9 protein-coding genes are annotated in these 8,860 nt (G+C 34.5%); 1 reads left to right on the top strand and 8 read right to left on the bottom strand.

The window, feature by feature from the left end; genetic code table 11:
• Window positions 1–118: 118 nt before the first annotated feature.
• The 4 genes from BN358_RS22080 to BN358_RS22065 all read right to left on the bottom strand — a co-directional run bounded on the left by BN358_RS22080 (window position 119) and on the right by BN358_RS22065 (window position 4,113).
• Window positions 119–505, bottom strand: coding sequence for a transposase (locus BN358_RS22080; RefSeq protein ID WP_255346930.1), 387 nt, complete (start codon window positions 503–505; stop codon window positions 119–121).
• A gap of 271 nt (window positions 506–776) precedes the next feature.
• The gene (locus BN358_RS22075) at window positions 777–2,738 is read right to left on the bottom strand and encodes an FAD-binding protein (protein WP_019230588.1); all 1,962 of its coding nucleotides are present in this window, start codon (window positions 2,736–2,738) and stop codon (window positions 777–779) included.
• 109 nt (window positions 2,739–2,847) lie between these two features.
• A complete protein-coding gene (locus BN358_RS22070; protein WP_019230587.1) occupies window positions 2,848–3,648 on the bottom strand; it encodes a MerR family transcriptional regulator in 801 nt (266 codons plus the stop codon).
• Window positions 3,649–3,678: 30 nt separating this feature from the next.
• Window positions 3,679–4,113, bottom strand: a complete 435-nt coding sequence (locus tag BN358_RS22065) for a DUF523 domain-containing protein (RefSeq protein WP_019230586.1) — start codon at window positions 4,111–4,113, stop codon at window positions 3,679–3,681.
• A gap of 420 nt (window positions 4,114–4,533) precedes the next feature.
• Between BN358_RS22065 and BN358_RS22060 the strand changes: the two genes are divergently transcribed.
• On the top strand, window positions 4,534–4,968 hold the full coding sequence (locus BN358_RS22060; protein ID WP_019230585.1) for an FMN-binding protein: 435 nt from the start codon (window positions 4,534–4,536) through the stop codon (window positions 4,966–4,968).
• A gap of 56 nt (window positions 4,969–5,024) precedes the next feature.
• Here the strand turns inward: BN358_RS22060 and BN358_RS22690 are convergent, their stop codons facing one another.
• The 4 genes from BN358_RS22690 to raiA all read right to left on the bottom strand — a co-directional run bounded on the left by BN358_RS22690 (window position 5,025) and on the right by raiA (window position 8,537).
• Window positions 5,025–5,621: a M23 family metallopeptidase gene (locus BN358_RS22690; RefSeq protein WP_019230584.1), complete on the bottom strand. Its 597-nt coding sequence runs from the start codon at window positions 5,619–5,621 to the stop codon at window positions 5,025–5,027.
• Window positions 5,614–6,024 carry a hypothetical protein gene (locus BN358_RS22050; RefSeq protein ID WP_019230583.1) on the bottom strand — a complete coding sequence of 137 codons (411 nt, stop codon included), beginning with the start codon at window positions 6,022–6,024 and terminating at the stop codon, window positions 5,614–5,616. Before BN358_RS22050 ends, BN358_RS22690 begins: the two co-directional genes overlap by 8 nt.
• Window positions 6,025–6,128: 104 nt before the next feature.
• Window positions 6,129–7,268 carry an HD-GYP domain-containing protein gene (locus BN358_RS22045; RefSeq protein WP_019230582.1) on the bottom strand — a complete coding sequence of 380 codons (1,140 nt, stop codon included), beginning with the start codon at window positions 7,266–7,268 and terminating at the stop codon, window positions 6,129–6,131.
• Between the two features lie 738 nt (window positions 7,269–8,006).
• Window positions 8,007–8,537, bottom strand: coding sequence for a ribosome-associated translation inhibitor RaiA (gene raiA, locus BN358_RS22040; protein ID WP_019230581.1), 531 nt, complete (start codon window positions 8,535–8,537; stop codon window positions 8,007–8,009).
• Window positions 8,538–8,860 lie beyond the last annotated feature (323 nt).

Raw genomic sequence — 8,860 nt, 5'->3', positions numbered from 1 at the left:
TTTTTTTTTGTTTTTTTTGTCAATTGTTGGGGTTCTTAAATCCTAACATTGAATAAAGTTACTAAATAAGATTTTACCTATGGCTATTAAGCTAGTACTAGCTTAATAGCCATAATTTTTAATTCATAACATGAAGAATTCTGTTTCTAAACCTTTTTAAATTTTTAACACCATAAGTGTTTCTTTTAAGAACCTTAATTTTGTTGTTTATCCCTTCTGTGTATCCATTTGTATATTTACATGTAAATGAATTTAATATATACTTTTCCCAGTTATTAATTGTTTTTACGCAAGTATCGAATTCCAGCACATTACATGTTGAAACAAATAAGTACCGGGCTTTTAAGTTTTGTTTCGTACTTTTAAGATCAACAATATCAATGAAATCATAAAACTTCTCTTTAAGCATATAAGCGTCTTTTAGTTTAGAAGATTTAAATGAGTAATTAACATAATTAAAAACCCTTGTTACCGTTGGAACTGAATCATTACATTCCTTTGCAATGCTCGATATAGAGTAAATATTGTTATTGTAATACTACTATCATTCTCCTCAATATTTATTAATATTACCCCTTTAATTCCTAGTAATTTTTAGATATAATTATTTGTGTAGAGCATTTTATTAATCCTTTCTGAATGTGGTGTGGTAACTTTATTCTAATAGGATTTTAACATTTGCTATACATTTTTTATATTTTTATAATTTTATATAATAAAAATGCTGAGATGTTTTTATAACACCCCAACATTTATTATAGAACCGCTTTTTATAATTACTTTATTTTAGAATAAGCAGCAGCTTCTTTACCAGCTATAGTTCCTGAATCAATGGCAAGACCATAGAAAGAACCTGGAATATCGTAGTAAGGAGTGCAGAATAAGCTTCCAGCGTCTGAACCTACAACATATAATCCTGGGATCGCTTTATTATCATCGTTTAATGCTCTTAATGATTCATCTACTCTAACACCGCCTATAGTACTCCATCCGCTGAATTGATTTTGTACAATATAGAATGGTCCTTCTTTTATTTCAGACAAATACATTGCTTCTTTACCGAATTGAGCGTCAACACCATCTTCACAATATTTGTTGTAATCATCTACAGTCGCTTGTAAATTTTCAATCTCAAAGAATTTACCAAGTTCCTGTATAGTATCTGCTTTATAAGCCCATCCTTGTGCAATTCCTTCTTCTAGATCTGCATCTAGATTTGTGAGAATCTTTTCTTTGTAATAATTACCGATTGTCCAATTATCAGGTGCGCCTTTTTCTTTAGTATATAAGTACAATCCTTGTGTTTTCATTGCATCTACATACGCCTGATCTACAATGGCATAGTATGGGCTGTTACGTATAATTGATTCGCTTCCGAAAGACATAGGATAATCAACCATTAAACCTTCATTCATAAAACGAGAACCCTGTGCATCTACATACAATCCGCCGTAAACTCCAAACTTGAATGCAGTATTTTGATCATACTTATCTTGTTTTGCACTTCTTGTTGCTTTTGTGTTTGTTCCGCCGTATTCACTTCCGCATATACCAAATGTTTTATCAAGCACTGCTCCAGCTTCAACAGCCATGTTGATTCCATCGCCTGTGCTTAAACTTCCGCCGGCTGCGTTTATTGTCACCCCTGAAAAGTTTTCTGCTATCATTTGTTTGTTACCGATGAAACCTCCGGTTGCAAGAATTACTGAATCTGCATGAATTGTTACTTTTGTTCCATCCTTCTTTTGAGCTTCAACTCCTACAACTTTATCTCCATCCATTATTAACTTTTTGCCGGTTGTATTAAACATTACATCAACATTGTCTTCTTTAAGTGTTTTTTCCCAAATGCTCACGCGTTCAGACAATGGATTTAAAATTAAATGGAATCCGCCATATTCACCTTTAAAAGGTGTTTCAAATCTAAAGTCTGCTTCTTTAAATTGATATCCCATATCCATTAATTGGGTTACAGCTACTTTTGAAGTTTCAAGACAACGTCTTACCAATGTAGCGTTTACAGACCAATGAGAATAATCCATCATATGATAAAATGCCTTATCAACTGTAAGCTTTGAATTTTTTTCCTGCAATACTGGTGTATCGATTGCAAATGGGCCGGATACTTTTAATCCGTTTGATACAGCAAGAGCTGCACCTTTTTCAATAGCCATTACTTTTGAACCTTCTATTGCTGCATTGTGAGCAGCCATATATCCTGATGCACCTAATCCGACTATTACAACATCCGTTGTATATTCTTCATCTGCACCCGGCTGTTTTTCTATTTTATTAGCTCTGAGTGCTTTAACATCTCCTCCGGCTTGTTCGGCACAGTCAGTCACTGCGTTTACTAATGCCATGCTTGATATAGTTGCGCCTGTTACCGTATCAACAGCTAAACTTTGGTTTTCAATAATCTGTGCAGGAACCTGCGCTTCAACCAAGGCGAACAACTCAGGAGTTTCTTTTTGTTCCGTAACCTTAATGCTTGTTATTTCCGTATCAGAGAATGTAGTCTCTACATTTAGATTTGACAGGTAACCATAAACATTTGCAGTATATGTACCTGCTTTGAATGATATTTTTGGGGTTTCTGTCTGTTGAGCATTTTCTGCGGGCTTAGCACTTTCTTCGGGCTTTGGGCTTTGTGCCGGCTTAGCGTTCTGGCATGCTGTAAGCATTGAAATCATAGCGATTATCAATAATAAGCAGCCAAATAATTTTCTTTTTTTCATCTTTTCTCCTCCAATTGTTTAAACTTAAAACATATTTAACTAAGTTAAATATAAGACGAAGTATAAACTATGAACATGGTTTAGAGTCAAGATGTTTTTCAAAAAATTGTTAATTTTTTATCGGAACATATAAAACCTCAATGTCAATTCCTTTACCATCAAGATTGAGAAAGGTAGGAAGCAGCAAAACATCCCCATTAATTTCATAGTTATTTTCTTCTAAGAAATTAAATAACTCATTGAATGATTCTATCTTCTCACTCCCTTCCCTGGTTTCGCTTCTGTAATACCTTATGCACTTGCCTAATTTAATCCTATTAACTTTTGATTTATCGTATTTTCCCAACAAATGTTCTTTTGATATGGGTATTGCATTTGAATAGCTTGGATTAATTACTTCTTTTTTACTTAAAAGCTCGTCCATCAATATGATTCTGGCGTAGGAAGTTATTGATAACAGTTCGGCAAATTGGGCAATAACCTTTCCATTTTCAACTGATATACCAAAATCAATTCCATTTGAAGCTAAAACATAAATATAATCTTCCATTTCTACTATTTCAAACTTATTTTCATAACCTTCTTTAAGCAATGAGATTACTGTTTCTAATTTTTTCATGCGGCTGTGCATCAAATCAATTTGTTTTTGAAGTTCTTCTTTTTTATCTTCCAAGGAATTTACGAACAATTCTCCGGATTGTCTTTCATCAAGCATGCTTATGGCTTTTTCTACTGTAAATCCATATTGAAGCAAAACACGAAAGGCATTTACACGAAATGCATCCCAGCGTGTAAAATATCTATAGCCATTTATATCTTTTCGTACTTTTAATAAACCGTTTTTTTCATAAAAGCGTATTTTAGACTGTGGCAAGCCTGACATTTTAGCAAATTCACTAATTTTATACATTCATACCTCCCATAATGACATTGACTGCTATTATTTATCGAATTCTTCATCACTTATTACTTCTATTCCATTCTCGCGCAGGAGTTCGGTTGTAATGCCTTGTCCATTAATCAGCTTTTTGCTGAATGTTCCGTCATATATGAAGCTGCTGCCGCAGGATGGACTTTTTTCCTTGAGTATTGCCTTTTTAATGTTGTGTTTTTTCGCTATGGCAAGTACTTTTTTTGCTCCCAAAATAAATTCTTCTGTCTTATCTTCATTATGGCTGTTTACTACCTTGGTGTTTCTTATTTCGCAGGGATGTCGCGGAATGGGGAGGCCTCCATCGACCTCTGGGCACACCATTATTGCTTTTTCTTCATCAACAAGTTTTTTGATGCTTTCAGACAATGTGGATTTACCATCGTAACGGCAGTTCTCACCGCACAGGCATGCACTTACTATGTACTCGTAGTTATTTTCCATTTGATCACCTTCATTTGTTATTAATTTTAATCAGTATATGTATTAAATGCAGCAATCTGAATTCTTTACTTTTAAAATATACTATAATACTTGCCGCTTCTTAGACATACATGTATTATCGTAAGCACTATGTACATTATAATTTCTAAAAACATTGTAGCATAACTCACACTTGCATTAAATAAAATAATCAAATTTAGTGAATTATTTTATAGTGAAGGACCTTGTCTTTGCTAAAAACATGAGATTCTTCGGTCTGCGCCCTCAGAATGACAGTGAACATATGTAAAGTTTTTCGTGGTCCTGAACCAACTCTCTGATAGTACATACAATATTAACAAAACTTTAAGAATTTGTTCCTTTCATTTTCCAGGATTAATGATATAATACTAAACGTATCAAATTTATTGGAGGACAAAAATGAAAAAAGTATCATTATTATTGGCTCTTGGTTTGATGATGTTCAGCATTGCTGCATGCTCAAGCAAAGAAGCAGCTGCTCCTGCTGCAGAAGCAGAAAAACCAGCAGCAGTTGAGCCGGCAGAAAAACCAGCAACAGAAGAACCAGCAAAGGAAACTGAAGAAGCTGCAGCACCTGTTGAAGGAGCTCTTACAGCAACAGCAAAAGGATTTGGCGGAGACGTTACAGTAACTGTAGTAGTTGACGGCGATGACATAGTGTCTGTTGAAGCAGTTGGCGACAGCGAAACAAACGGAATTGGATCAAATGCAATTGATCAATTGCCTGCAAAAATTGTTGAAGCAGATTCAACAGAAGTTGATGGAGTTTCAGGTGCAACTGTAACAAGCAATGCTATAAAAGAAGCAGTTAATGCTGCATTGGCTTCAAAATAAAATAATGCCGGACAACCGACTACATAAAGAAAAACCCGCGGAAGCGGGTTTTTTAATTATTGCAATGCTTTTGCAAGTTTTTTTACTAAATCGTGCCCATATCTGTAGTCATTAACAATGTAATCCATGGTTTTATCTTCGAGGGCTGCTTTAGTTTTTACAATTTCACGGGCGCTTTCAACAGATAAATCTTCTGGTAGTTTCTGATATTCTTCAATAAATATCATGGGATCAACAGTCCTCATGAAGACTGAGGAGTCACATTCCACTCTGTCCCAGAAGTTTTCATACGGTGTAATTCTAATTTCAAAATGAAGGTGTGGTCCTGTCACAGCCCCTGTTTTTCCGGAGTATCCAATGATACTTCCTGCTTCAACGCTGCTTCCTACAAAGACAGAAGTTCTGTTTAAGTGGGCATAGAGGGTGCCATAGTTGCCGTGATCAATGGCAACGTAGTATCCATAGCCCCCATTATTAAATCTTGCAACTTTTACTGTGCCGGAAGCTACAGCATAAACAGGAGTATTTTCTTCAGCGTAAAAGTCAATACCGTTGTGCCACCAGTATTTTACACCATCAACTGTTATATTTCTTGGTCCGTAAGAGCTGCTGACGCTTATGTTGTCCAAGGGGAGGCTTTGAATTTTAATCATTATTGGCATCTCCTATGCCCGGGATTGTTTCTTTCCCACTGTTGCCTTCTCTATTTTTGTTTGATATATTTTCAAAATAATTGTCCACAGCCTTGTCAATTTGCGTCTTTGCATATGCCTCTATACTATTAAATGTGCCCTGCACTATTTTTTCCACGAATTTTTTTGTAATGACAACTCTTAAGGGACGCGGTACCATGTTGTACAATGTGTCAACAACCCAAGAAAACTTCTGACCACCGGACTTGCTCACATCTTTGTACATTTCCTCGGCTTCTGTAATATATTTAATTGAACTGTTCATGATTTTTTCGTTTGTCCTCAAATATACTGACAACGCACCAAATATAACAGTCAACAATGGAATTATCAATTCCAGCAATTTTTGTAAATCTATATTCATAAATATCACATCCTCAAACAATATATTACATTATATTCAAGAAGGATATTTTGGTTATTTCATTAGAAAGTCAAAATAAAAAAGCCCTAAGGCTTTAGTATTAGCTATGACTTAAATTTCATATCATATGTGGATTTCAAAGCGCCTTCAAGACCGGAATTGTCATAATCATATGCCATATCAGTAATGGTTATGTTCATATATTTGTTGTCATAGAGCAAATCAACATCTACGCCAACAGTACCGTCGCCGTTTATAATCCTCACAACCGGACGCATTATATTTTCTGAATTGTTTTTTACTACCACAGCGATTTTTTTGTTGCTTAATCTAACAAAAGTTCCTATAGGGTATGCAACTATCACTTGAAGGAAACTTTTCAAAATTTCGTAATCAAAATGCGTATCGGCACATCCCATAATATATTCTATTACTTCACTTGGAAATGATGTCATGCGGTAGGACCTGTCTGATGTGAGTGCATCGTATACATCGCACACGGCCAGCACTCTGCCGTAAAAATGAATATTACTTCCTGAAACACCATAAGGATAACCTGTTCCGTCAAATTTTTCGTGGTGGCTTTGTATGGCTGAAAGGACGCTGTAAGGTACAAGATCCTTCAAAAGACTTACTGCATTTACCGGGTGCTCTTTAATTATGTCAAATTCATCTTCTGTAAGCTTGCCAGGCTTGTTGAGAATTTCCAGGGGTATCATCATTTTGCCAATATCGTGAAGCAAACCTGCCATTCCAAGGTCATGAAGCGCGCCTTCACTAAGTCCCAGGGAAATTCCTGTTGATATGGACAGAGTTGCCACATTGAGGCAATGCTGATATGTGTAGTTGTCGTAATTTTTAAAATCTATTATGTTGTATGAAAGGTCATCCTTGTACATAATTTCTGTAATTAGGGTGCTTACAATGCCCGAAAGCTGCTTTATGGCCGTTGCATGAACTTTTCCTGAACTCATTTTCAGTTCATAATAAACATCTTTTACTGTTTTTAACGTATTTGCCTTAAGTACGTCATTTATGTATGAATCCACTTCAATGTCTGAAAAGGCTTCGCTTTCAATGTAAGCACCTTCTATGCCGTGATAATTAATTTTGTTGATAAATGTATTGTTTAAAACCTGGCCTTTAGTCAAGAGCAAGCTGTTAAAATTACTGCTGTTGTACAAAATAATGTCTTTTGCTAAAATCATGCCTGGCTTGAGATATTTGTTTGTGATAAATAACATGCATGGCTCCAATTAATATTTTTTATTAATTAGTATAACACAAACATATACAATATTCTACAAATTTTTTATTGTAAAATAGCACGAATATCAACAAGCCTGATTATATACTGAGGAAATTCTTCTTTGTTTTAACTTTTAAATATACAACATCGAATAATTTTAAAAGTGCTATAAAACTTATGTTTGTTTAAAATTGTCTGAATACTTAAATTATTGTCTAAAGTAGTTAAGTAAATTTAATAAAGTTCAAAAAACAGAAGTTTTGTTCTGCACATTATCAAGTTATCCACAACTGTGGATAGAATTGTTAACAACTCATGAAGTTGAAAAAACTAATGTGAATTGATGTCAAGAAGTATTTAAAATATGCCTCAAAAAACTTTTTGTTGAAATTTCAATAATATCCAAAAAATAAGTTTGCACAGCTTATCCACTGTTGTGGACAAGTGTGGATAAGCCCCCTAAAGTATAAATATTAGTAAATAAAATATTCCATAAAATAAAAGCGACTCATGCGACACAATTCGACATGTGTAGAATTTTGAGTAATATATAATATGGATGTTCCGGAATAAAACAAAAAACTACAAGCGTAAAAGAGGCACCAAATCAATTATATGGGAATATTCGGGGGAATAAGGAACGTATAATAAAATATTTGTCGGCAAAAACAAAAAGGCGCGATTTAGTTTGCGTCTTTTTGTATATATTCGGAGGTAAAGTTATGTTGTTTGTTTATAATTCTGGTTCGATTAATCCATAATTATCATCTTTTCTTTTATAAACCACATTTACTTCCTCTGTGTCTGCATTCAGGAATACAAAGAAATTATGTTTCAACAAGTCCATCTGTAGTATGGCTTCTTCTATATTCATAGGCTTTATTGCAAAGCGCTTAGTTTTTACAACCTTGAATTCCTCTTCCTCCTCATCATCAAGAGGTTCAATATTTTCAAATTTTATTGATTCGTTAACATGTTTTCTGTCCTGGAGTTTTGTTTTGAATTTTCTAATTTGCTGTTCTAATGATTCCACTGCTTCATCTATAGCGTTGTACATGTCGTCAGAATATTCTTCAACACGTACTATTCTGCCATTGAAAGGAATAGTCACCTCAACTTTATGTATTTTCTTTTCGATGCTTAAAACTACCTTGGCTTCAATATCTTGCTGAAAAAACTTATCCAGTCGTAATAATTTTTTGATTGCTGCCTCCCTTAATGCATCTGTAAGTTGCATGTTTTTTCCATATATAGATATTTTCATGCGGTCAGCCCCTTTCAAGTTATTTATTAATAATATACTTAAATATTACCCAAATATGAAACAAATAAACATTTTATATAAAATATAATTTTGAATAATGATAATCAGAACCAGGAACTAGTATTGAAAACTTCGCTTTGCTGTGGAGCTGTTTTATAGCAGACTGCGGGAGGATACGAGATCCTCCCCTACAAAACTGACATAATTTATGTTGCGTTTGCGCTACCGCTGTTTTTCTCTCCCTACGGTTTGAAAAGCAGGGTTAAGCACGGGCATAGCGCAGTCTCGTTCACCATTTTATAGCTTCCTCCGGTCGCATAAAA

Source organism: Sedimentibacter sp. B4 (assembly GCF_000309315.1).
GTDB lineage: Bacteria > Bacillota > Clostridia > Tissierellales > Sedimentibacteraceae > Sedimentibacter > Sedimentibacter saalensis.
Note: the sequence above shows the minus strand (reverse complement) of the source record. Positions and strands in the feature narration are given on the sequence as shown.